At 33.8% G+C, this 25,113-nt stretch carries 16 protein-coding genes and 3 tRNA genes; 8 read left to right on the top strand and 11 right to left on the bottom strand.

Features of this window, described 5'->3' with window-relative positions:
- The first annotated feature begins 907 nt into the window (after nucleotides 1–907).
- Both M0051_RS18855 and M0051_RS18850 read left to right on the top strand, forming a co-directional pair.
- On the top strand, nucleotides 908–4,156 hold the full coding sequence (locus M0051_RS18855; protein WP_306743117.1) for a SusC/RagA family TonB-linked outer membrane protein: 3,249 nt from the start codon (nucleotides 908–910) through the stop codon (nucleotides 4,154–4,156).
- A gap of 14 nt (nucleotides 4,157–4,170) precedes the next feature.
- Nucleotides 4,171–5,664: a SusD/RagB family nutrient-binding outer membrane lipoprotein gene (locus M0051_RS18850; RefSeq protein WP_306743116.1), complete on the top strand. Its 1,494-nt coding sequence runs from the start codon at nucleotides 4,171–4,173 to the stop codon at nucleotides 5,662–5,664.
- Nucleotides 5,665–6,388: 724 nt separating this feature from the next.
- Here M0051_RS18850 and M0051_RS18845 read toward each other — a convergent pair.
- The 4 genes from M0051_RS18845 to M0051_RS18830 form a co-directional block, all read right to left on the bottom strand.
- Complete coding sequence (locus M0051_RS18845) at nucleotides 6,389–7,108, bottom strand: hypothetical protein (protein ID WP_306743115.1); 720 nt, start codon at nucleotides 7,106–7,108, stop codon at nucleotides 6,389–6,391.
- A gap of 83 nt (nucleotides 7,109–7,191) precedes the next feature.
- The gene (locus tag M0051_RS18840; RefSeq protein ID WP_306743114.1) at nucleotides 7,192–9,582 is read right to left on the bottom strand and encodes a TonB-dependent receptor; all 2,391 of its coding nucleotides are present in this window, start codon (nucleotides 9,580–9,582) and stop codon (nucleotides 7,192–7,194) included.
- 109 nt (nucleotides 9,583–9,691) lie between these two features.
- The gene (locus M0051_RS18835; RefSeq protein WP_306743113.1) at nucleotides 9,692–11,344 is read right to left on the bottom strand and encodes a Zn-dependent hydrolase; all 1,653 of its coding nucleotides are present in this window, start codon (nucleotides 11,342–11,344) and stop codon (nucleotides 9,692–9,694) included.
- A gap of 442 nt (nucleotides 11,345–11,786) precedes the next feature.
- Entirely contained in the window at nucleotides 11,787–13,934 is a 2,148-nt protein-coding gene (locus tag M0051_RS18830) for an HD family phosphohydrolase (protein WP_306743112.1), read from the bottom strand.
- A 178-nt stretch (nucleotides 13,935–14,112) separates the two neighbouring features.
- Here M0051_RS18830 and M0051_RS18825 point away from each other — a divergent pair, with 178 nt between their 5' ends.
- A complete protein-coding gene (locus M0051_RS18825; RefSeq protein ID WP_306743111.1) occupies nucleotides 14,113–14,907 on the top strand; it encodes a C40 family peptidase in 795 nt (264 codons plus the stop codon).
- Nucleotides 14,908–14,956: 49 nt separating this feature from the next.
- Nucleotides 14,957–15,394 carry an NUDIX hydrolase gene (locus tag M0051_RS18820; protein WP_306743110.1) on the top strand — a complete coding sequence of 146 codons (438 nt, stop codon included), beginning with the start codon at nucleotides 14,957–14,959 and terminating at the stop codon, nucleotides 15,392–15,394.
- Here the strand turns inward: M0051_RS18820 and M0051_RS18815 are convergent.
- The 7 genes from M0051_RS18815 to thrS form a co-directional block, all read right to left on the bottom strand.
- Nucleotides 15,386–16,027, bottom strand: coding sequence for a WbqC family protein (locus M0051_RS18815; RefSeq protein WP_306743109.1), 642 nt, complete (start codon nucleotides 16,025–16,027; stop codon nucleotides 15,386–15,388). The two genes, M0051_RS18820 and M0051_RS18815, sit on opposite strands and share 9 nt — an antisense overlap.
- Before the next feature lie 92 nt (nucleotides 16,028–16,119).
- The gene (gene lepB, locus M0051_RS18810) at nucleotides 16,120–17,508 is read right to left on the bottom strand and encodes a signal peptidase I (protein ID WP_306743108.1); all 1,389 of its coding nucleotides are present in this window, start codon (nucleotides 17,506–17,508) and stop codon (nucleotides 16,120–16,122) included.
- Nucleotides 17,509–17,541: 33 nt separating this feature from the next.
- Entirely contained in the window at nucleotides 17,542–18,255 is a 714-nt protein-coding gene (gene dapB / locus M0051_RS18805) for a 4-hydroxy-tetrahydrodipicolinate reductase (protein WP_306743107.1), read from the bottom strand.
- A 221-nt stretch (nucleotides 18,256–18,476) separates the two neighbouring features.
- Nucleotides 18,477–18,830, bottom strand: coding sequence for a 50S ribosomal protein L20 (rplT, locus tag M0051_RS18800; RefSeq protein WP_120239044.1), 354 nt, complete (start codon nucleotides 18,828–18,830; stop codon nucleotides 18,477–18,479).
- 90 nt (nucleotides 18,831–18,920) lie between these two features.
- Nucleotides 18,921–19,118: a 50S ribosomal protein L35 gene (rpmI, locus tag M0051_RS18795; RefSeq protein ID WP_054722596.1), complete on the bottom strand. Its 198-nt coding sequence runs from the start codon at nucleotides 19,116–19,118 to the stop codon at nucleotides 18,921–18,923.
- A gap of 37 nt (nucleotides 19,119–19,155) precedes the next feature.
- On the bottom strand, nucleotides 19,156–19,710 hold the full coding sequence (gene infC, locus M0051_RS18790) for a translation initiation factor IF-3 (protein ID WP_306743118.1): 555 nt from the start codon (nucleotides 19,708–19,710) through the stop codon (nucleotides 19,156–19,158).
- A gap of 21 nt (nucleotides 19,711–19,731) precedes the next feature.
- A complete protein-coding gene (gene thrS / locus M0051_RS18785) occupies nucleotides 19,732–21,684 on the bottom strand; it encodes a threonine--tRNA ligase (RefSeq protein WP_306743106.1) in 1,953 nt (650 codons plus the stop codon).
- 360 nt (nucleotides 21,685–22,044) lie between these two features.
- On the opposite strand from thrS, the gene M0051_RS18780 reads away from it, so the two are divergent.
- The 4 genes from M0051_RS18780 to M0051_RS18765 all read left to right on the top strand — a co-directional run bounded on the left by M0051_RS18780 (nucleotide 22,045) and on the right by M0051_RS18765 (nucleotide 24,854).
- Nucleotides 22,045–24,258: a S9 family peptidase gene (locus tag M0051_RS18780; RefSeq protein WP_306743105.1), complete on the top strand. Its 2,214-nt coding sequence runs from the start codon at nucleotides 22,045–22,047 to the stop codon at nucleotides 24,256–24,258.
- A gap of 184 nt (nucleotides 24,259–24,442) precedes the next feature.
- Nucleotides 24,443–24,515 (top strand) — tRNA-Gly (locus tag M0051_RS18775).
- 96 nt (nucleotides 24,516–24,611) lie between these two features.
- A tRNA-Gly gene (locus M0051_RS18770) sits at nucleotides 24,612–24,684 on the top strand.
- Between the two features lie 97 nt (nucleotides 24,685–24,781).
- Nucleotides 24,782–24,854 (top strand) — tRNA-Gly (locus M0051_RS18765).
- Nucleotides 24,855–25,113 lie beyond the last annotated feature (259 nt).

Genomic DNA, 25,113 nt, shown 5'->3' with positions numbered 1-25,113 from the left:
CAAAAGATTTAATAATTTTAGCCTAGAAAACATTCTTTTTTTTAGTGGCACAACATAACCGAAATAGATGGCACAATTACACCGAAATATCCACTCAATACTAGCAACTACTAAAGTATACATGTGATGTGCCTTGTTAAATAAATTCTAACTTGTAAAGGTGAATTTAGTAGAAGCTTTAGGGTTATAAGAATTCTTCAAATTACAATGCTCCTTTCAGAGAGTAGGGAGTTTCATTATTATCCATGGCATTCAGATATGCTTACTCTTTTCTATCACAAGTTTAATTTATAAAAATTTCCCAGTATTCATATTATTAGTGAAACTTATAATACTCTATTAATAAGTTACAATATACTCATAAGTTTCTTGCATTAAAACTATCTTACTGACCTGAATAATACTTCTCCCCATGATAATTTGCAGGATAACTTTTATAACACTTGTGTTACTTTTAAGGGCAACATATTAATTGAATCTCGGAAAACTTCTATGTCATTTAATCTCTTTAAAATAAAATTTAAAGAGAAATGACAATATTATCCAAACAAGAGAAACAAAACTTCCATTTTTCAGACTGATTATAATAAAAATATGACAAATGTCATATTTGATATTTATGATTAAAAATAAAACATGACAAATATCAGTTGTAGATCGATCTAATGCTACATAAATTGATACTTATAACTTAGTAGTATGCATATTGAATGGAAGTTTTAATAATATGACAAAAAACAATATGATAATCATAAAATTCAACAATAACTTTAGTAAGTAATTGAAAGATATGTGGTTGGAAGTTGTTAAAATTTGTTAAAATCATTAAAAGTGTTATTTTTAATGTCAAGAATTACCATTAACCATTTTGCATCTTTACTTAATTACTAACTAAAAAGTTTTTTTTATGAAAAAAATGATTGGACTATTTGTGTTTCTCATGTTTATGGGATTACAGATAGTAAATGCGCAAAGCAAACAAGTTACCGGTACGGTAACTAATGCTGAAGATGGTCTGGGCATGCCTGGAGTATCTGTTGTTATTAAAGGTACTACTATTGGAGCCAGTACCGATATTGATGGTAAGTATACCATAGAAGCATCCCCTGAAGACATTTTAATGTTTAGCTTCGTTGGTATGGTTACCCAAGAAATTACAGTAGGTAATAAAACTGTAATTGATGTAGTTTTACAAACAGAGTCTATTGGTGTAGACGAGGTAGTTGTAACTGCATTAGGTGTTACTCGAGAAAAAAAATCTCTTGGATATTCTGTGACTGATTTGGGCGGAGAAGAAGTTACAAAAGTTAAGCAACAGAACTTGATGAGTTCCATGTCAGGTAAAATTGCAGGTGTTCAGATTAAACAATCAAACAACTTTGGTGGATCTCCAAATATGGTTATAAGAGGTAACTCCTCGATTTTTGGAAGTAACCAACCGTTATTTGTTGTTGATGGTGTACCTATTGGAGGTTCTACATTTAATTCAAGTGCTCAACGTGGTGGTAGTACAGGTTATGATTATGGTAGTGCATTATCTGATATTAATCCAGATGATATAGAAGCTATGAGTGTCCTTAAGGGTGCTGCTGCAACTGCTATCTATGGTTCACGTGGAGCTAATGGCGTTGTAATGGTTACAACTAAAAAGGGTACAGCAAAAAAAGGATTAGGTATAAGTATTAATTCAGGTATTTCAATTGGTCGTATTGATAAGGAAACATTTGCAAAATATCAAAAAGAGTATGGTGCAGGATATGCACCGTGGTATTATGGAAATACAGATGGTTTTGATGATTTTGATTTTGATGGAGATGGAACTGATGATTTAGTTGTGCCACTTTATGAAGATGGTTCTTATGGAGCTAAATTTGATGGTACAATGGCATATCAGTGGGATTCTTTTGTGCCTGGTTCTCCAAATTATCAAAAAGCGTATGAATATAAAGGAGCGGATAATGATCCATCTGATTTTTTTGAAACAGAAGTAGGTTTTACTAATAATGTAGAGTTAACTGGAGGTGGAGAAAACGGAACGTTTAGATTAAGTTTTACAAACTTCCATACTTCTGGAGTTTTACCAAATTCAAAATTGAATCGCAATACAATAGCATTTAATGGAGACAACAAGATTAATGATAGATTGAAGGTGGGAATTAGTGCTAATGCATCATTTCAAGATACAAAAGGTCGTAATTCTACTGGATATTCAGATAATTTAATGTCTCAGTTCCGCCAATGGTGGCAGGTAAATGTTGATGTAAAAGATCAAGAGAGAATCTATAAGGATACAAGACAAAATTATACATGGAATCACACAGCAACTATTGGAGGTGATCCTTTAACTCCTATTTTTTGGGATAACCCTTATTGGACCAGATATGAGAATTATCAATCTGATGCACGTGACAGATTTTATGGAAATGTATATCTGAATTTTGATGCTTTTGATTGGTTAGATATAACAGCAAGAGTTTCTTTGGATACTTACAATGAAATTCGAGAAGAAAGGAGAGCGATAGGATCCACTCCAGCTCCATTTGGCTTGCTTCGTCAAGATGAAGGTTCAGGATATCAGCGTCAAGATATTCAAAGAACAGAATTGAATTACGATTTGATGTTTAATTACGATACAAAGATCGATGATAATTTTGCATTATCGGGAGTTGTTGGTTTTAACATTAGAGATGAAAAAACAGATCGTGTAATTAGTTCTACTTTGGGAGGTCTTGTAGTGCCTGGTAAGTATGCTTTAAGTAATTCAGCAAATCCGAATCCTTTCCCTTTTGAAAGTTTAGAAGAGAAAAGAGTTTATGGTGTATATGCTCAAGCGACCTTATCTTATAAAGATTTCTTATATCTAGAATTAACGGATCGTATTGATCAATCTTCATCATTGCCTAAAAGCGATAATAATTATAACTATTACTCGGCTTCAACAAGTTTCTTGTTATCAAGTCTAATGGATTATTCTTGGCTGAATATGGCAAAAATCCGATTGAGTTATGCGGAAGTAGGGAATGATACTAGTCCTTTAAATGTATTTGACACTTATGTTCGTGATGAAAATTTTGGTCAATATCAGAGATATAGTTATAGTTCTACTAAAAATAATCAAGAACTGAAAGAAGAGAGAACTAAAGAGTATGAATTTGGTTTAGAAACAAAAGTTCTTAATAATAGATTAGGTGTTGATTTGTCACTTTATCATAAAACAACAGAGGATATGTTGATTCCTGTTGAACAAAGTAAGGCGACAGGTTATTCGCAAAGATGGGTTAATGCTGCAGAGGTTGAAAATAAAGGTATAGAATTAGGTCTTTATGGTACACCTATAAAAACAAAAGACTTTAGCTGGGACGTTAATATCAACTGGGCTAAAAATAAAAGTGAAGTTGTAGACTTATATCAAGGTCTTGATAACATTGTAATTAATTCATATCAAGGAGGAGTTTCCATAAATGCCACTAAAGGAAAACCTCTAGGAACAATTAGAGGAACTGGTTTCTTGTATCATGAAAATGGTGAAAGAATTATAAACTCTTCTGGCTATTATGTATCACAAACTGATCAAGTAATTGGAGATCAAAATCCTGATTGGACAGGAGGTATTACAAATACGATTAGTTATAAAGGGTTGACATTGAGCTTCCTGATAGATATTCAACAAGGTGGAGATGTTTATTCTCTTGATATGCATTATGGACAAGGTACTGGTGTTTTGAAGCATACGGCAGGCTTGAATGAGTTAGGAAATCCTAAACGCGATCCTGTGTCTGAAGGTGGTGGAATTTTAAACCAAGGCGTAACTGCTGACGGGCAAGTTAATACTACTCGTGCAAGAGCCGATTATTACGGTGGAGCATATTATTGGGGTAATAACTCAAGAAATCCTTCTGCATTAACAATTTATGATGCTTCTTTTGTTAAGTTGAGAGAGTTGTCATTAACGTATAATTTACCGAAAAACTTAATAAGTGGATTTGCACAAAATGTATCACTTTCGTTGATTGGACGTAACCTTTGGATTATAGATAAGCATGTTCCTTATGCAGATCCAGAATCTGGATTATCTGCTGGTTTAGCTCAAGGATATCTTTCGGGTTCATACCCAACGGTAAGAAATTTTGGATTTAATGTGAAAATTGACTTTTAAAAATTTATAATCAGATGAAAAAATATATATATAAATTTGGAATACTGCTGTTTTCACTTGCTGTGATATCGGCATGTTCAGGATTCGATGATGATTTGGAAGAGAGAAATACAGATACAAAAAATGCATCGGAAGTTCCTCCAGGACCATTGTTTACAAATGCTGTTCTTGATTATTATTATTTAATGTTAAATACCAATGTTAATAGTAATGTATTCAGACTTTATTCTCAATATTGGGCTCAAACTACGTATCCGGATGAAAGTCAATATAATCAGACCACAAGAAATATTGGTAGAAATATGTGGCGCACTTTGTACCGAGATGTTTTGAAGGATTTAGATGGGGCTAAAGTTTCTATTAATAATGCTGTTTTACCAGGTGTTAATCCAGTAAGTGAAGAAGCTGTTCGTGATAATAAGCTTGCTTGTATTAAAATAATAGAGGTCCTTGCATATTCTAATTTAGTAGATTTGTTTGGTGATATTCCATATTCGGAAGCATTAGATATTGAAAATCCAGAACCTTCTTATGATGATGCAGCAACTGTGTATTCAAATATTTTAACAGAATTGGATAATGCAATTGATATGATCAGTACTGGTTATGGAGGGTTAGATGCAAATGATCCTATTTATGGAGGAAATATGTCAAATTGGTTGAAATATGCAAATTCTTTAAAATTAAGACTTGCATTAAGATTGGCAGACGTAAATCCATCAGTTGCACAGGCGACTGCTGAAGAAGCAATTAGTAATACACTAATTAGTAGTAATGCAGATAATTTTAAAATAGATTATATGCCATTATCACCAAATACTAATCCTTTATGGGTAGATTTGGTACAAAGTGGTAGAAAAGATTTCGTTGCTGCAAATCATTTAGTGGATTACATGAATGCTCAAAATGATCCAAGACGTTCTGTTTATTTTACGTTATATGACGGATCTTATAAAGGTGGAATTTATGGAACTGCAAATTCTTATTCTAAGAATTCACATATTGGAGATTTATTTCATGACCCAGAATTGGAAGGTGTTTTGATGTCTTATGCAGAGGTTGAATTTTTACTTGCAGAGGCAGCTGAGAGAGGTTACACAGTTGCTGGTACTGCAGAGGATCATTATAATGCAGCTGTATTAGCATCTATGGCAGAATGGGGAGTTGATGGTACAGAAGCATCTACTTTTTTGGCGCAAGCTGAGGTAGCTTATACAACTGCAACTGGAGATTGGAAGGTTAAGATAGGATCTCAAAAATGGATATCATTATTTAATAATGGTTTTGAGGGATGGACAACTTATCGTTTATTGGATTTCGGAATTCTAAAAGGATTTCCAATTTTTGATGATGATGATAATCTTATTGGTTATGAAGATCCAGAAGTTCCTGTTAGATTTTTATATCCTATTGAAGAGGCGACACTTAATGGAACAGAATATGATGCGGCAGCTGCTGCTATCGGTGGAGATGAAATGGACACAAAATTATTTTGGGACATTAATTAATATTTAAATAGAATTAATTCGAAGGGGGCTATCTCAATTGAGATAGCCCCTTTTTCTCTTATAAAAAATATCTAGAGTATTGGTAGTAAAGTCAGTTTCAAATCATAGGATCAGAAATAGATACTTTTTGTTTCAACAATTTAATATCGTATGATAGGATTTTTTGTTGCATGTATTAAGTAGTGCTATCGATAGTGTATAGATTGATTAAATAATTGCAATACAAGAATAAGAGCTTATCATTGAAAAATGATGATGAAAATTACTTTATACACATATTAGTACTAACTATATTCTTTCTAAACAGGAGTAAAGTATTGTATAAAGGATTTTTTCATGAAGATAGCAGAGGAGTGAAAAATAAAGCACAATATCACTTCCGATTTTATGTGAGCTGATACAATAAAGTTTAAAAGAGTAGCTCAATTGTGTTACAGTTGGTAGAATGCATAAAGATAGAAGTTAATTTCAACATATTTCCATTCATTTATGGTATGACATATTGATAATATTGAACGTTTAAAGGAATAATTGAATGTGCTGAGTGAACATGCTGAAGATGTTGCAAAGGAAACAAAGTTGAATGTAAACTTTATTTGATTCTTATAAATCAAAATGATTAGAGGAAATTGTATTACAAGATAAATCCTGCAATTAAATATTATACCATATTTAATTGCAGGATTTATATTTAAAAAATGAAAGCTCCAATGAATGCAGAGTTCTATATTTTAAGATTGTTGCAAAAATCAAGGATTTTAATAAGATCTGATTGATTATTAGTTTTTAGATGGTTGCTTTTTATAAATTCCGATACCTTATTTCTATTCAATGGGAATAAATTAAGTAAATCCTTTTTATTATTTATTCTTGTTAGTTTATCGTTACTGTCTTTGATGTATAATTGAATTGATGTTTTTTGAAAAGTTGGAAGCGTTCTAGTTTGGTAACCCTTAGCAGGTCTACCGCTTTTTAGTACTACCTTTTCTTTTGAATACAAACTGAAATTACCTTTAAATAATTGTAAGAAAAAACCAGTTGTCAATTCGTTGCTATCTTGGTAGGTAAATCGCTCGTAGATTTTTCCGTCAAACATGATTTGTAATAAAGGAAATTGATGAGATATTTCAAAAGCCGTATTGTTTTTTTGAAACTCCATAATATCCTTATAGTTATTATATCTAAGAAGAAGCCCTGAATAAAGCAAACTATCTTTTGTTACCAAAGAGCCTTTGCTAAATCTATCATTGACATAAGGACTTCCATTAAACTGAGTTGAAGTATTTTCTTCTGCTATTTTTACCTTGATAACGTCGTTATAAAAATTCATTAATGAAGTTGAATACAAGTTTAAATTCGAATTCAATTTTTGAGGTTGTCTTTGTGCGTTACCGATTAAAGTATAAAACGATAATATGGTTATTAAAAAAACGAACTTATACATTACTATATCTATTTTAGGGAGTTAACTGTAGCCAATTTAATCAAAATTAATCAGAATAGCATTATTTATCTTTGATTTTATAGCTAGATGCTGTAAACTACTCCCACAATAAAATTCCTTCCAACACCAGCTATTCCTGAAGAGTATGGACGACAGCGTTTGTCGAATAAATTCTCGATCGAAAAGTTGAGATTTATAGATTTGCTAAGTTTATAATTATTGTTCCAGTTTACAATTAACCATTCAGGAGAATAAGGATTGCCATTCTTATCCTGAGCATACAGATATGGTTTGTCTTTTTCGACCTCTGCAAGGTCGTTGTAAGCAATTTTTGCATTGTACTCTATGGCAATATTGGAAGACAAATTATTCGATTTGTAATCTAGTTTAAACGAACTAAACATTGGAGCAACATGTCTTACCGGACTGCCATCTTTGTACTCTCCTTTATTGTAGTTCATATTTGCTGTCGCAGAAAAGTTTTGATTGATTTTTGCGATACACTGGAAGTTTACTCCCCATACTTTAGCATTATCAGCATTAACTATTGCCTGAACTTCACTTTCTGTGCCATCGTAAATTATTGTATTTTGACCATCAAAACTGTAGTCGCTTCGAATCATCGCATCATCAAGAAATGAATAGAATGCATTGATATCGATAAAAATTTTCTGATTAAAATTCTTACTGACATTAAGGTCGACATTGTAAATATATTCTGGTTTGAGGTCTTTGTTAGGAACAACAACTTTTCCTGGTTCTGAATCAAACACTTTACCTATGTCATCAATGTTTGGGGCTCGAAAACCAGAGCTTGCATTGAATTTGAAATCCCAACCAGAATCGGAATTGTATGTAATACCGACACCTCCATTAAGAGCACCAGTGGATAAATCAAGTTGGGTGAAGGGAAAGTTATAGTAGGTATTATCAAGTTCAGAATTGATCCAGATGTGTGAGTATCTAATTCCAGTATTTAAAGTCCAATTTGAATTTAATTTTCGTTTGATATTACTGTAAACAGCCAAGCTTGAATATTTTGATTTATCAGGATAACGACTTGCAATTTCTTCTAAGTCATAGGTTTCAATATTGGTGCTATGTCCTTTTGACCTTAGACGATTGTGAGTCATTTCTGCTCCCCAAAACAAATGAGTTGATTTGGATAGTTTTTTTTCAGCATCGGCATTTAGAATGTAAATCTTTAATTTTTCAGAACGATTTCGTTTTGAGGTAGATATGAATTTTCTATCATGTCTACTTTCTTTATAATTCTGAAAGGCTGTAGTTAACTTGAATGAATCATATAAAAGATTGTCTTTTTTTAATGCGAGTTGAAAGTTATGCATTTGTAATGTTTGCGGTCCGTAATACCATTCTGCATACTTTAAATTGTCTCCTTTGTATTGAATTAATCTATCGTAACGAGGAATATCAGAACTCGTTGTGTAGTGCAAACCATAAAGTAAATCCGTGTTTTCAGATGCTTTGTATCTGATCTTTTGAACCAGGTTGAATTGGTTGTACCCAGACCGTTTTTGGGTTTTAGGATCAGAGTTTGTAATTACTTTATCCGTTCCATTTTCTACGATAGCATATTCATTTCTTAAATACTCATCAGGACCATGACTCCCCATTTTTTGATCATCAAAATCACTGTAAGTAACACTTCCTGCAAAACTTAATCGTTCTTTTCCAACATTATATGATACATGGTTCATTACTTCATTATTAGCAGATGAATAACGGTTCTTGTATCTGAATTTGGTGTTGGTTTTTCCCGAGGTAGAATAGAGTGGTTTTAAGGTATGAAAATCCATTACTCCTCCAATTGCATCGCTACCATAAATAATTGATCCAGGCCCTAAAATAATTTCTGCCGATTCCAGGCTGTTGGCATCAATGCTAATAACATTTTGCAAATTCCCACTTCTGTATATGGCATTGTTCAAACGAACTCCATCCAGAACAAGTAGAACTCGGTTTGCTGCAAATCCTCTAATCATTGGGCTACCGCCTCCTTGCTGACTTTTTTGAATATAAACCTGATTACATGATTTTAAAAGGTCTGCAGTGGTTTGTGAGTTAGTATTGATAATTTCGGCTTTTTCTATCTTGTGCACTTTTAAAGGTACCTCCTTAATGTTTTGTTCCCATTTGTTTGCAGAAACTATCACCTCTTGTATGGGGAAAATATTGGAATGAAGTTTAACAATGAAGTTTTGAACTTTAATATCGTTAAAATCTATTTCCAAGTTCTGATAAGATGGATGCTGAAAGTGTAAAAGCCTTTTTTCTTTAAATTCTGATAAATCAGCAATCCCAAATTCATTAGTTAGTATGGAATTGTACTTATCAAATATGTATACATTCTCAATAGGTTTATTAGATTCTTTATCAACAACTTTAATTTGTTGTGAAAAACTAAAATTTGTAATTAAAATAAGTAATAAAGAGCTTAGTAGACGAAACATATATTCTATTGTTGTAGAGAAAATCCAAATATATGATTAATATTTTATTTTGAGTATAAAAAAGGGCATCTCTTGGATGCCCTCTAAAAATTACTTGTTAAATGCAAAATTACTTTTCAGCAATTATTACTTTTTCTCCTTGGTCATAAGTTAAGTCTTTAGGAATTTTTGCACGCTGAATTCGATACAAATCCTGTAATAGTTCATTTCTTATATACCCTTTATCCTTTATAAGTTTATCGGCAGCTGCGTAGTCACCATTTCCTTGAATTTCGAGAACCATTTTGGCAAGAGATTCAATTGCTTTTTCCATTTTGTAATCATTGATCTTATAGGTTCCTGTATTCTGATGGTATTTAAAGGCTTCATGTTCGTGGAAATAATAGAAGCGAATCATATTTGCTACACCTTGAGCGTCAGTAACACCAAATCGAATGGATCTGAATACATCGGCCATATAGGTTACATAGTTGTCAAGCATATCTATTTCTTCAATTTGTCTCATATCGTGAACCTGATTTAAAAGATACATTCTTAGCACATCATTTTTTAGCTCATTGATAACATTGTAATGTTCTTTTAAGGCTTCTTTTACATCTCCATTTCCATTAATTGTGTTCGTGATATCAATACCACTTGTAAGTTCAAAGAAAATGGTATTTAAGAAAAACGATTCAAAATTTACATGTTTGCGTTGCTTTTCATCAATAACCAATTCACTAATTGGATTTAATATTTTGTTGAATTTAGCTTGCATTACATTTTTGAAATATACTCGTTTTGCATCTGATGTATTTTGAAGCCCTACAGGAAGATTTAAACCAATTAGTTTATTACCAGCGTTGCAATAACCTGAGTTGTATAGTACATTATAAATTGACAGGTTGGCCTTACTACTTACAGATTCGGCTTTAAGTTTTTCATCTACAGGTAAATTTTGCTGTAAGAATGGTAATAGGGAAGCATATTTAGAAACATTGTTGGTACATTCATTATCTCTTAATAGAATGAAGGCGCCATAGGAATATTTTGTCCAAATTAAATGATCTTCTGTATTTACAATCGGACCTGCAATAAAATCAAGTTGGTTATTGCTAAGTTCTAACCAAAGCTTATCACTCACAGTAAAGTTATCGGAAGTAAGATCTTTTGCCCTTTGAAGTAAATATTGTTTGAAATCATCAGATTCAGCTAGATTTGCTGCTTCCTTTAAATGATCTGAAGCCAATTGCAATTGCATTTTATAGGTAACATTATAGGGAACTACTTTTAATTTACCATTTTCATCTCTGGTAAGGTTTGTAAATGCACTGTATTTTTCATCATCGTTCAATTGAAAGAACTCTTCTTGATTTATATCAGCAGGGAAAAAACCAATTCCTAAAGGTCTTGGAGGAAAGTCTTCCGTAAATGGTTTAAATCCATCTAATCTATCCCAAGGGCCATAATTTATCTTGGCATACTGTTTCATATCAGGATCCTCTATACCATTTAATAAAGCATTTTTATCCCCATAGGCTTGCATCCAATAAATATCATCAATTGCATCGGCGGCCTTAATTAAGTGTGAGAATAATTTTATTTGCTCTGTAGATAGAGAGTTGAGATCTGCAGATAGCTTAACTTCTGCATAATTGGCTAATTTCCTTTGTATCACTGTATCGCCAGTCTTCTTGTCTTCTGCCTTTTTTTCAGGTTGGCAAGACATAGCAAAAACCATTGATACAATCAGACCGAATAAAAATATGCTATTTCGTATCATAATAGTAGGGTTTTGGGTGAAGATTAAGTAAACAGATGGTTTTACATCAAATAAATTTCACATGAAAAATTAATATGTTTTGTGTAAAGTTGGTCACACTCTATAAGTTACAAAAAATAGGAGAGGGAAAAAAATTGACTTTCCCGAAACTGAGGATTAAGGAGATCTGGATTAGAATGTAGAAAGTGGGAGGATAACAACTGCCGATCTTGTTGTTTTAGAGTGCATACGATTAGTAGGATTCAACCTAAAGTTTTTATTGGTTCGAAGTGTAAGACTAAAATATGCGTACTTTGCGGTGCTATTTTTAACAGGTATTAAAATCACTTTTAACACGTGTCAAAAAATATTTTAATACGTGTTATAATTTGTAAGCATAACTTCACTTAAAATGAAACGAGCTTAGGTAGCCCATAGCACCTAAGCTCGTTTTGTCTACAAGTTAATTAGTTTTTGTTTTTATTTCTTTTGGATATTCAATTCTTGCATGATACACATTAATCAAGTTGTTTGTGAAAATTTCTTTGATTTCATTGATATTTTTAAAGGTGATATCCGCATTAGCGAAACGATTTTCTTTTACCTGTTTATCAATGATTTTATCGATTAACTCGCGAATGGTTTCCGGAGTTTTTTCCCTCAAACTTCTCGAAGCAGCTTCAATGCCATCGGCCATCATTAAAACAGCGGTTTCTTTGGTAAATGGGTCTGGTCCTGGGTATTGGAATTTCTCTTCGTCGATCTCTTTATCGGGATATTTGTTTTTAAAGGATGTGTAGAAGTACATCACTTTACCTGCACCATGATGAGTTTCAATAAAGTCGATAATTTGCTGAGGTAGCTTGTGTTTTTTTGCAATTTTCACTCCATACTTTACATGGTCGGTAATGATTTGCGCACTTTTATCGAATTCAAGATCATCATGAGGGTTTTTGTTCGACATCTGATTTTCGATAAAATAAACGGGATGTTTCATTTTCCCAATATCGTGATAAAGTGCACCAGTTCTTACCAATAATGGATTACCTCCGATTTTATTAATTGCAGCTTCGGCAAGATTTGCAACCTGCAAGCAATGTTGGAATGTTCCGGGAGAATGTTGAATCAACTCTCTTAATAGTGGATGATTCTGATTTGACAATTCAATTAAAGTTACATCAGATAAGAAGCCGAAGAGTTTCTCAAAAATGTAAATTAAAGAGTAGGAGAAAGTAAGTAACAGTCCATTAAAAGCAAACCATACAAAGTTGAACCATTCAATTTCTTCTATGCTACCTTCCTGGGTTATCGCGAAAGCGAAATAAACTACACTGTAGGTAAAGAATGTTATAATAGCGGTTAATACGAGCTGACCACGTCTCTCCAATCTAGGGAGGCTGTAAATAGCCATGATACCTGCTGCCAATTGTAGAAATACAAATTCGAAACCGTTAGGAGCCAGGAATCCTGTGATTAAAACCGTAACAATGAAAACAAACAATGCCGTTCTGCTATCCATTAATGTCCTCACCACAATGGTGATGAGAGCAAACGGAATAATGTAGATATTAACATCAACGTTTTGATTCTGGAGTTTTAATACCAAAGTGGTAAGAGCAACAAATAACAAAACCAACAGAAATATGAAAAGAAGTTTTTTGTTGTCGTGTAAGATTTGCTTTCTAAAGTTTCGTAGGTATAGAAACAAAAGAACAACACATGAAATGATTAGTAAAGCTTGTCCTCCAACAATTAGGTAATGATTTTGCGATGCTCCTAAAAAATTTTCATATTCTTTTTTTAGAGATTCTAAAATTAGAAAGGTATCATCATTAATTACATCACCTCTTAGTACAATACGAGTTCCGAAATCCACTTTCCCTTTGGTAAGCGAGACGTTTGAAAGCATGCTGTTTTTAACCTGATCGGACATGGTTTTGTCGTAGAACAGATTCTGTGTTAGGTAGGAATCGAGGTTTAGATTCTGAAGAAAACTTTGAAAAACAGGATTGCTGTAATCGGATTTTAAATTCGAACTAATGTCTTCATAGGCAGTTCTTGCAGAATATACTTTATCTGTAAGAACTTTCTCATTAATGTTATTTAATGATTTGTTGATTGTTTCAGGCAATATGAAATTGTACTGTAGTTTCTCGTTTTGAAAATCAGCAATCCCAATGTTGTAATAATTCTTAAGGTTTGTTTTAAGGTAATTATAGCATAGTAATTTTTCGGAATCCGATCTCTTTTGAGAATAGTTAAGCTTTTTATAGGCTGATGATTTCTCAAACTTGCTCCATTTTTTCTCGAAATTCTTCTCAAATCTTTCTATTACCGAAGGATAAATGGAAGTGTCAACTTTAAAGTAAGGGCTGAAACGATTCAAAATACTATCTCGATTCTGATTCAATTCCTCTTCTGTTTTTAATATGGAAAAATCAAAAGGAGCAATAAGGGTTTCGTGCATCCAAGGCTTACCTTTCTGATATTCATACTTAAAATTTCCGGTATTCGGGAATAGAAGCATGATCAGTACAATGGTAATTGTAGTAATGGTAAAGCGATAAATGTTACTTAAGTTTTGTCGAATTAACCTAAAGTATTTATTCATTCTATTCTGATTAGGAGTGTTGAAATTCTTTTTATAAAATTAGTTGAATATTTTTTGGTAAAAAATATTTATTCCTTTCTTTTACCTGCGATATATACAGCAAATATATTAATGTAAATGTAAAAACATAATTATATTTTTTATATTTGATTGATAACAATCATTAAGCAACCAATACATGAATTACGGAATTTCCGATTTAAGTATCATTCCAGTACGCAGTGAACCTGCCGAGAAAAGCGAAATGGTAACCCAAATTTTATTTGGAGAGCATTTTGAAGTTATTGAGGATGTTGAAAACTGGAGCAAGGTGCGATTAGCCTACGATAATTACGAGGGGTGGGTTGATACTAAAATGATAAGTGTTATTAATGAAGAGTTTTATAATTTACTAGCTACTCAGTCACCAGCAGTAGCAAATGATACTTTTAATCTTGTTTTTCAGGAGAAAGATTATTCAAACAAACTGATTGTACCAGGAAGCTCATTCCCATTTTGTGATAGAGAAGAGAAATCTTTTAAGATAGGAGAGAAGAAGTATTTCTACCAGGGGAAAGTGACTGGAAATGGTGATGAAACAAATATTCGTGATTCCATTATTGAAGCAGCACTAAAATATTTCAATGCACCTTACCTTTGGGGAGGAAGAACTCCTTATGGAATTGATTGTTCAGGCTTGGTTCAAATTGTTTACAAACTAAATGGAATCAGTTTACCTCGCGATGCTAGTCAACAAGTTTTGGTTGGCGAACCATTAACTTTTGTTGAAGAAGCAATGCCAGGTGATTTGGCCTTTTTCGATAATGCAGAAGGTAAAATTACGCATGTTGGTATCATTTGGGATAGACACAAAATTATTCATGCTTCCGGTAAGGTGAGAATCGATAATGTCGATCATCAAGGAATTTTTAATGTTGATACAAAGCGTTACACACATAAGTTGAGAGTGATTAAAAGAATCATAGAACAGTAATCAGCAAATCGAAGTCAATAACTTCACAATTCAATAAGCTAATTAAATCATGTATACATACGAATATCCACGTCCGGCATTAACTGTTGATTGTGCCATCTTTTGCAATTGTGAAAGCAATAACTACGTGTTGTTAATTGAAAGAGCCAATGAACCTTTTAAGAACAAATGGGCTTTTCCAGGTGGATTTGTTGATATGGATGAAGATTTGGATACTGCTGCGTATCGCGAGTTAAAGGAAGAAACAGGTTTTGAAGGAGTTTCTATTTCGCAGTTCCAAACATATGGAGCAGTAGATCGCGACCCTAGAGGACGTACAGTTTCTGTTGTTTATTTGGCTCAAATGGAGGCAGAATCGTTACCACAAGTTAAAGGTGATGATGATGCATTAAAGGCTCAATGGATTGATGTTAACAAATTACCAGCCTTGGCCTTTGATCATGATGCAATTATGCAAGACCTTAAAGAATACCTTAATTTACTTTAGGCAGGATTCCAGATAGTACGAACTATCAGGACCTAAATTAAATATCAAATCCAAAATACTTAGGTTGGGAATGAAACCATGCTTGTCAGCAAAAACTTGAGTGTAAGTTTGTGGATTGAACTCAGTATCATTTGTTCCTTTTGAGGGTTTTGGATGAATTACATTCCTAAAATCAGCGATGTTTGGAGTGTTTAAAGGGATAAAATCATCGGTCAAGGAATTCTTGTTTTCTATTTCAAGGATTTCACAAATCTCCGCTTGAATTTCAAGGTTAAAATCTAAAAGGAAGTTCCATTTTTGACTAAAAAATCGCTCTAAATCATCGATATAATATTCGTAAAAAGGTGATGATTTGTAAGCAGATTCGATTCCTTTCCAATGTAGTTTTTGCCAGTTGGTATCGTAAGAGATCTTAACATCTTTAGTTAAAACCTTTTTATTGGTAGCCTTTACCACAGGAACAGAAATGGCCAATGCTCCATTCGCTCCATAAATATTACACCTGTTGCGATACGATTGTTTTGAATAGTTTTCCCATTGTTCAATTATAACATTTGGGTACTGAATCAATTTGCAATAGTACTGAATTGGTGCAAAATATGCTGTTGAAAGTAGAGCTTTAGTATTTTCCATTGTTCTTCCGTTTGGATTGCGAAACTATAAAAAATATAGGTAAAAGAAAAAGGCATCCTTGCAGATGCCTTTTCATATATGGATTTAATATCTTAATGTATCCACTTGAAAATTCTATCCCATCTGATTTTTCCGAAACCGCTTTGATCCTTATCAAGCGATAACCAGATGAATGAAGCTTTACCTACTACATGGTCTTCCGGAACATATCCCCAATAACGAGAATCTGCTGAACGGTGACGGTTATCACCCATCATCCAGTAGTAATCCATTTCAAAAGTGTAAGTGTTTGCTGCTTTCCCATTGATGTAAATGGTAGAGTCTTTTACTGCCAAATCGTTTCCTTCGTAGGCATTGATTGCTCTTTCGTACAATGGAAGAGTTTTTAAATTTAACTCAACAGTTTGACCTTTTTGAGGGATTACTAGAGGTCCAAAATTATCTCTGTTCCAGTTGTAATGCTCGCTAAATGGGAAAACATCTTCTGGAGTACCAACTCCATGAACCATTTTAACCATAGATGAAACATTGCTAAGTTTGCTAAGTTTATCCGCTTTTTCTTTTGATAAAGGCATGTGGTAAACCGAACCACTATGGCTAATTTCATCTTTAGCTATATTCATTTCCTTTAATCTTCGAGGATTGATCAATGTGCCATTTGTTCGGATTTCATAATTGTATTGTACTTCTCCAACTTTATCCTGAGCTTTCCCATTGATATAAAGTTGCCCATCTATACTAGAAATGGTATCACCTGGCATAGCAACACATCTCTTAATGTAGTTTTCACGCTTATCAACCGGACGAGTGGCAATTTCCATGTTTTGAGCGAAATATTTACGAGCAACTTTCATATAGGCTTTATCAGATTGAAGAGCACGTCCTCTTCTCATATCATTCTCTTTTATAGTTGCAGTAGCAGCTCTTAATTGAGAATAGTAATCTGGATTTTCGGCTCCTACAACAATGGTATCTCCTGCAGGAAAGTTGAATACCACAACATCGTTGCGTTTGATCTCATTCAATCCTGCAAGACGCTTGTAAGGCCAATTGATCCATTCCAAATATGATTTGGTTTTGCTTGTCCCAGGCATGGTGTGATGAGCAAAAGGGAAGGATAGAGGTGTGTTAGGTACTTTAGGACCATATGCAACCTTACTTACAAATAAATAATCGCCAACAAGCAATGATTTCTCCATCGAGCTGGTTGGTATTGTGTAAGCCTCAATAAAGAACATTCTAATGATTGTTGCAGCAACTACTGCAAAAATAATGGCATCAATCCATTCAACAGCTGTGCTTTGTTTTTTAACTCCTTTTTTCTTCCAGAAGGCCCAATGTACCCTTTTGCTGATATAAACATCAAAAAGGATTGGTAATCCTAATAAAAGCCAATAATTGCCAATCCAAATAATCATTAATAAAGTAATGATAAGAGCGATTGAAAACTTAAACCATTTGTTTCTTAGTATGTGTGCCATTCAATTGTATTTAAATGATTACTCAATTTTCTTTTATAGTTGAAGTAGATCTTTCATGCCATAAAAACCTTCTTTTTTCGGCATAAACTCGGCTGCTAACACTGCTCCCAAAGCAAATCCTTTTCTGCTGTACGCTTGATGCTGAATCATAATTTCATCAACTTCGGAGTGCCAAGTGATGGAATGTGTACCAGGAACTGCTCCATGGCGTTTGGCCAATATGCTAAGTTCGTCTTCTTTCATGCTGGTAGCTTCAATCCACTTGTTTTTCTTTGGATGATTTTCAAGAATTCCTTCAGCCAATGTCAAAGCGGTTCCACTCGGAGAATCCAATTTGTGAATGTGGTGAATTTCCTCCATATCCACATTGTATTCCTTAAATGGAGCCATTAGTTTGCTTAGCTTCTTATTCAATTCAAAAAACAGATTTACGCCCAAACTAAAGTTCGATGCATAAAAGAATCCTTTGCCTTCAGAACATTGCTTCTCAATCTCTGGTAGTTGAGCAAGCCAGCCAGTTGTTCCGGATACAACAGGAACATTTGCTTCAAAGCATTTTAAATAATTGCCAAAAGCTGAATCAGGATTCGTAAATTCAATGGCAACATCAATATTTTGTAATTGATCTGCACAAAGATCTTTTGGATTGTGCTGATCGATAATTAATCCTATTTCATGGCCACGATCCAGAGCAATTTGCTCTATTTCTTTACCCATTTTTCCGTAGCCTATTAATGCAATTCTCATTTGTGGTTTATTTAGTGGGAAATTGGTTGGTTAATAGCTTTCCCCTGTTATGATTTCAAAAATAGTAAATCCAAAGCATAATAATGTCAAGCATTGCAGCTATTATTATGCTTTTTCGATAATGTACTTATTGAGAGCAATAAGCATTAATTATTAGAAGTTGAAACGTAAAAAAGGGATTGTGAATCACAACCCCTTTTTAAAGTAAATAATTTATAGTACTATTTAGCTGCTTGTGCTTTACCCACTACAGCTTTAAATGCTTCTGGATGATTTACAGCTAAATCTGCTAAAACCTTACGGTTAATTTCGATGTTAGCTTTGTGCATCAAACCAATTAATTGTGAATAAGAAAGACCTTCAAGTCTTGCTGCTGCGTTAATACGCTGAATCCACAATGCTCTAAAGTTTGATTTCTTTTTCTTTCTATCGCGGTAAGCATATTGCAAACCTTTTTCGAAAGTATTTTTGGCTACTGTCCAAACATTAGCTCTTGCTCCAAAGTTACCTCTGGTTTCTTTTAAAATTCTTTTTCTTCTAGCTCTTGAAGCTACAGAATTTACTGATCTTGGCATAATTCCTAATTTTTGAATGTTAGCGTTCCACTTAAGGACTCTTTGGTGCTAACCACTCGGTTAATAACTAAAAAAATCAATAACTGATTCTTACAACATGTTAAGCATTAACTTAACGTTTTTCTGGTCTGCTTTATTTACAGTACCGAAGTAGGTAAGATTTCTCTTCCTTTTAGTGCTTTTTTTAGTCAAAATGTGACTTTTAAAAGCGTGCTTTCTTTTGATTTTTCCAGATGCAGTCAAAGTAAATCTTTTCTTTGCACTGCAATTTGTTTTCATCTTAGGCATTGTACAAATTTAAAAATTAATGTATATATAAATTATTCTACTTTTTCTTTGGAGTAATGAACATTGTCATACGCTTACCTTCTAAACGAGGCATCTGTTCAACTTTTCCTAATTCTTCAAGATCTTGAGCGAATTTTAACAATAAAATCTCACCTTTATCTTTAAATAGAATTGAACGTCCTTTAAAGAAAACGTATGCTTTAACCTTTGCTCCTTCGTTAAGGAATTTAACAGCATGTTTCAATTTAAAGTTGTAGTCATGTTCGTCGGTATTTGGTCCGAAACGAATTTCTTTAACAACAACTTTAACCGCTTTAGCCTTCATTTCCTTTTGTTTCTTTTTCTGCTGATAAAGAAACTTTTTGTAATCGATGATCTTACAAACGGGTGGATCGGCTTTTGGTGAAATTTCAACTAAATCCAATTCTTGCTCTTCAGCAAATTTTAATGCTTCAGAAATTGAATAAACTCCTGGTTCTACGTTTTCTCCTACAACGCGAACAGTACGGGCTCTAATTAACTTATTAATTTTGTGTTGAGCCTCTTGAGGTCTTCTTTGTCCTCTGTTGTTTCTGTGATGAAATCCAGCTATGGCTAGGTCCTCCTTATTTAGTTAGTAATTCTCGATAGAAGACAATTGTTCTTCTACTTCTTTATTAATAAACTCTGAAAATTCTGTAATAGTCATAGATCCCATGTCACCTTCTCCTTGTTTGCGAACCGAAACTGTATTTTCTGTAGCTTCTTTTTCGCCAACAATAATTAGGTATGGGGTCTTTTTCAACTCGTTGTCACGGATTTTTCTTCCGATTTTCTCGTTGCGATCATCTAATACGGCGCGAATATCGGAATTATTTAACGAATTTAAAACTTTTTTCGCATAATCGTTATATTTTTCGCTAATCGGCATAATAACAGCTTGTTCAGGTGTTAACCACAATGGGAATTTACCACCTGTATGTTCAAGCAGTACAGCAACAAAACGTTCCATAGATCCAAATGGTGCACGGTGAATCATAATTGGTCTATGCTTTTGATTATCACTACCTACATATTCCAATTCGAAACGCTCTGGCAAGTTGTAATCTACCTGGATTGTACCCAACTGCCATTTACGACCAATTGCATCCTTGATCATGAAGTCAAGTTTTGGACCATAGAATGCAGCTTCACCGTATTCTACTACAGTTTTCAATCCTTTTTCTTCAGCAGCTTCTATAATTGCCTGTTCTGCTTTATCCCAGTTTTCCTCAGAACCAATGTATTTTGCATGATTTTCCTTATCACGAAGAGAAACCTGAGCTACATATTCTTCAAAGTTAAGAGCTTTGAAAATAATAAAGATGATATCAATAACTTTCTTAAACTCTTCTTTCAATTGATCTGGAGTACAGAACAAATGAGCATCATCCTGAGTAAAACTACGAACTCGAGTTAATCCGTGAAGCTCTCCACTTTGCTCGTAACGATAAACGGTTCCAAATTCTGCAAAACGAACAGGAAGGTCTTTATATGAACGAGGTTTGAATTTATATGCTTCACAGTGATGAGGACAGTTCATTGGTTTTAGCAAATACTCTTCTCCCTCTTGTGGAGTTTGAATGGCCTGGAATGAATCTTCACCATATTTATCGTAGTGACCGGAAGTTTTGTACAAATTAATGTTACCAATGTGAGGTGTGATAATTTGTTCGTATCCAAATTTCTTTTGAACTCGCTTCAAGAATGATTCCAAGCTTTCGCGCAATTGAGCACCTTTTGGCAACCAAATTGGCATACCTTGACCAACATTTTGAGAGAAAGTGAATAATTCCATTTCTTTACCCAATTTTCTGTGGTCACGCTTTTTAGCTTCTTCCATCATTACTTCATACTCGTCAAGGTATTTTTTCTTAGGGAAAGTAATACCATATACACGAGTAAGCTGAGGACGTTTTTCATCGCCTCTCCAATAAGCACCTGCTACCGAGTTTAGTTTGATGGCTTTGATATAGCTTGTGTTTGGCAAGTGTGGACCTCTACACAAATCTGTAAAGCCACCTTGTTGGTAAAAGCTAATCGTACCATCTTCCAATTCGTTGATCAACTCAACTTTGTACTCCTCATTTTTTTCACCGAAAAACTGAAGAGCTTCCTCTTTTGTTACATCGGTTCTTTTATATTCGTTCTTGCTACGTGCAAGTTCAAGCATTTTCTGTTCAATCTTAGGAAGATCCTTGTCGGTAAGTACCGTGCCATTTCCTAAATCAACATCGTAGTAAAAGCCCATTTCAATTGCCGGACCAATACCAAATTTCACTCCTGGGTACAATACTTCTAATGCTTCAGCCATTAGGTGAGCTGAAGAGTGCCAAAAAGCATGTTTCCCTTCTTCATCATTCCAAGTGTGAAGCTTAATACTTGCATCTTCGTTAATCGCACGCGTAAGATCATACAACTGATCGTTAACGGTTATCGATAAAACTTCTTTTGCCAATCGACTAGAAATGCTTTTCGCGATCTCGATACCAGAGATTCCAGCTTCAAACTCTTTTACTGTTCCATCTGGAAATGTAATTTTAATCATCCTATTGTGTTTAATTTTTATTCACACTGCTACAAACCAGCATGATATACTTAAATAGAAAATATGAATTTCTTTCTAATTTTCAGATGATTGAGATAATAAATCAACCATCTTGAAATTCAATCCACAAAGATATAACTTTCTGATCAATTAGAACTTTAAATTGTAAGCAATATTTAGCATTTCAGTAGATTTAGCAATTTCTTAAGATTAGATATTATTTTATGCAAATGATTTGGACTGGTAATGCTTATTAGTTCTGATTTATATCAGGATTAAAAATTTTTCTTTTCTACAAAAAAGTAGAATCTTTGGACTTTGTAAATACAACCTATACAAATTGTAAATAATTCAACAAACATGAGGAAAATAAGATTGATTTTAACATCAGCTATCTTGATGTGTTTCTCACTTGTTGTTCTTGCGCAACAAGAAGTGAAGAAAATAAGCATGGAAGATTTGATGCTAAATCGCACATTTGGTCAAAAATCGGTGTATGGATTGCGTTCGATGAATGATGGAGTACACTATACCACATTGGAAGGCAATGGAACTAAAATTGTGAAGTACAGTTTTGCAACGGGTAAAGTTGTTGAAACACTTTTTGATTTAAGTGAGATGAAGGATACTGAATTAAAGTATATCAGTGAATATAAATTCAGTAATGATGAGAAGAGAATTCTATTCACAACAAATCAGGAAAGAATTTACCGAAGATCGTTCACCGCTGATTATTACGTTTTTTCATTTAAAAATAAAGAGTTGGTTCCGCTTTCGAAAAATGGAAAACAGCGATTGGCAACTTTTTCGCCAAATGGAAACAGAATTGCTTTTGTAAGAGATAACAACTTATTTATTCATAATGTTCTTTTTGGATCGGAAATCAGAATTACCAAAGATGGTGAATTTAATAAAATCCAGAATGGTACTCCTGATTGGGTTTACGAAGAGGAATTTGAATTTAATAAAGCATTTACATGGTCGCCTGATAGTAGATTTCTTGCATACATGAAGTTCGATGAGAGTGAAGTGAAGATGTTCAACATGAACAAGTTTGAAGGTTTGTATCCGCAAGTAAAAGAAAATGCACTTTATCCTGAAAACTATACTTACAAATATCCTAAAGCAGGAGAGAAGAACTCAGAAGTAAGTGTTTGGGTTTACAATGTGGAAGATCGCATCACCAAGAAAATGGATGTTGGTGAGGAGAAGGATCAGTACATTCCAAGACTGAAGTGGACCAAAGATCCTAAAAAACTAACCATTTACCGTCTGAATCGTCATCAGAATAAATTGGAGTTTTTGGTAGCTAATGCTAAAACTGGCGAGTCGGATGTAATGTATACACAAGAAAACAAGTATTACGTTGAGGAAGGTAATTTTGATTTTCTAACTTTCTTGGATAATGGAACTCAATTCATTTATCCAGATGAGAAAGATGGTTTCAATCACTTGTATTTGTTCGATATGATAACTGGTAAAGTGGTTAACCAAATTACATCAGGAGATTGGGATATGACAGATTTTCTAGGATTTGATGAAGCGAAGAAAGTATGTTATTACGAATCGGCGGAGGTTTCGCCAATGGACAGAAACACTTACTCTGTGAAATTGAATGGAACTGGAAAGAAATTGATTACTCCTGCTAAGGGAACCAACAGAACGGTATTTAGTAATGGATTTAAATACTATATCAATTATTTTTCGAGTGTTACACAACCAAACACAGTTAGTTTGTATAACTACAAAGGAAAATTGATTCGGGTGTTGGAAGATAACAAGGATTTGGTTGAAAAATTGAAAAGCTATCAATACAATCCCAAAGAGTTTACCATGTTACCAGCAGCAGATGGTATGACCATGTTGAATGCCTGGATGATTAAACCATTTAATTTTGATCCTTCTAAAAAATATCCTGTTGTAATGACTCAATATAGTGGACCAAACTCACAAAGTGTTGAGAACAGATGGAGCTTTGATTGGTACCAATATCTAGCTCAAGAAGGATATATTGTGGTTTGTGTTGATCCTCGAGGAACAGGTGCTCGTGGTCAGGAGTTCCGCAAGTGTACCTATATGCAGTTAGGAAGACTTGAGTCGGATGATATGATTTCAGCGGGAAGAGCATTATCTGAGGAGTCGTTTGTTGATGAAAATAGAATTGCAATATGGGGATGGAGTTTTGGAGGATTCATGTCATCGCTTTGTTTGGAAAAAGCTCCTGATGTTTTTGCAGCTGCAATTGCTATTGCTCCGGTAACCAATTGGAGATATTACGATTCGGTATATACTGAGCGCTTCATGAGAACTCCACAAGAAAATCCTAAAGGTTACGACGACAATTCTCCAATTAATCATGTAGACAAATTACAGGGAAGCTTATTACTTTGTCATGGAACTGCAGATGATAACGTTCATGTACAAAATGTTTATGAGTTTGCAGAGCGATTGGTTCAAGCTGACAAACAATTCGAAATGCAAATTTATACCAACAGAAATCATAGCATTTATGGAGGTAAAACCAGATTACATCTTTACAAGCGTTTCAATAAATTTTTAAGAGATAATTTATAAGCACAATTTAAGCTGATTTAAATAATGAAGGGAAAGAATTGAGAAATTTTTTCCCTTTTCTTTTGTGCAAACACTCAGAAATTTAGGAGGACGATTGTTATTTTTTTGAAAAAAACACTTGTGAAAACCTAGGGAATATCTATATTTGCATCGCAAAAGTAAGAACAAGTGTTCATTGCAAAATGCGAGAATAGCTCAGTTGGTAGAGCATAACCTTGCCAAGGTTAGGGTCGCGAGTTCGAGTCTCGTTTCTCGCTCAAAACGGTTTTTCTTTTCCGTTTGAATAAAAAAGAAAATGCGAGAATAGCTCATCCCGATAGCTATCGGGAGTTAGAGCATAATGCAAAATATTTGCGAGAATAGCTCAGTTGGTAGAGCATAACCTTGCCAAGGTTAGGGTCGCGAGTTCGAGTCTCGTTTCTCGCTCAAAAACGGTTTTTCTTTTCCGTTTAAATAAAAAAGAAAATGCGAGAATAGCTCATCCCGATAGCTATCGGGAGTTAGAGCATAACGCAAAATATTTGCGAGAATAGCTCAGTTGGTAGAGCATAACCTTGCCAAGGTTAGGGTCGCGAGTTCGAGTCTCGTTTCTCGCTCTTTTGAAGAGATTTCCTCTTAGGAGGATGTTTTACTGTACAAACTAGCATTACTAAAGCTGCTTCATTTTTTGGAGCAGCTTTTTTTATGTATTCCTTTATGGTAGCTAACTATGTGGTATCAATGGATCAAGATGAAAACTTGAGGGGAGTGTATGTTTCAAGCATAAATTTTTGAAAGTCTAAATAGAAAGAACTCTATTTCCCTCACACCTCTGAAAGCAGTTCTAAAAGCCTTTATTTTAGCATTGAAAGATTC

This window comes from Marinifilum sp. D714, assembly GCF_030851345.1.
Lineage (GTDB): Bacteria > Bacteroidota > Bacteroidia > Bacteroidales > Marinifilaceae > Marinifilum.
This window is presented reverse-complemented; position numbering and strand designations above follow the sequence as displayed.